This window comes from Nocardia sp. bgisy134 (assembly GCF_057708325.1).
Genome location: NZ_JBYIRW010000063.1, coordinates 1 through 1,009, shown reverse-complemented (window position 1 = coordinate 1,009; position 1,009 = coordinate 1). Strand labels below are relative to the sequence as shown.

Here is a 1,009-nt window from a genome sequence, read left to right as displayed (position 1 = left end):
TCGAGCAACCACGCCACGATCGGGGTCACCGGAACCTCCCCGACCCCGCCGCCGGGAAGTTCCTCGAGCACCGGCGCGCCCACCCCGGCCGAGACAGCGACCTGCGCCAACCCCGCAACGGTCTTGTGTTCGAACACCTCCCGCGGCGAGATCACCACCCCCGCCGCCTTCGCCCGCGCCACCAACTGAATCGACATGATGCTGTCCCCACCGAGGGCGAAGAACGAATCATCCACCCCCACCGACTCCACCCCCAGCACCTCGGCGAACACCCCCGCCAACACCACCTCCACCGGCCCCGACGGCGCCCGATACACCCCACCGGTGACCTCCGGCACCGGCAACGCGGCACGATCCAACTTCCCCACCGGCGTCAACGGCAACACCTCGACCACCACCACCGCCGGCACCATATACGCAGGCAACCGCGCCGCCACCGCCGCACGCACCGCCTCGACATCGACGTTCTGCCCATCCACCGGCACCACATAACCGACCAGCCGGTCCCCACGACCGTCGTCGCGGACCACCACGACCGCCTGCGCGATGCCCGCACACCGCGCCAACACCGACTCGATCTCCCCCAGCTCGATCCGGAACCCGCGGAGCTTGACCTGGAAATCGCTGCGCCCCACATACTCCAGCGTGTAATCGCCACGCCACCGCACCACATCCCCGGTCCGGTACATCCGCTCCCCCGGGGCACCATACGGACACGCCACGAACCGCTCCGCCGTCAACCCCGGACGCCGGTGATAGCCGCGAGCCAGACCGACACCAGCCAGATACAACTCACCCGACACCCCCACCGGCACCGGACACAACCACCCATCCAACACCACCTCACACACCCCCCGGACCGGGCCACCGATCGTGATCGGCTCCCCCACCACCATCGGATCCCCGATATTCGACATCACCGTCGCCTCGGTCGGCCCGTACGCGTGGAACAACCGCCGCCCCGGCGCCCACCGGGTCACCAACTCCGGCGGACACACCTCACCACCGA

1 protein-coding gene is annotated in these 1,009 nt (G+C 69.3%); it reads right to left on the bottom strand.

Annotated elements, in window-relative coordinates; translation table 11 throughout:
* A partial coding sequence (locus AC3ERS_RS36570) for a phosphopantetheine-binding protein (protein ID WP_431972733.1) occupies positions 1 to 1,009 on the bottom strand: 1,009 nt, incomplete at both ends.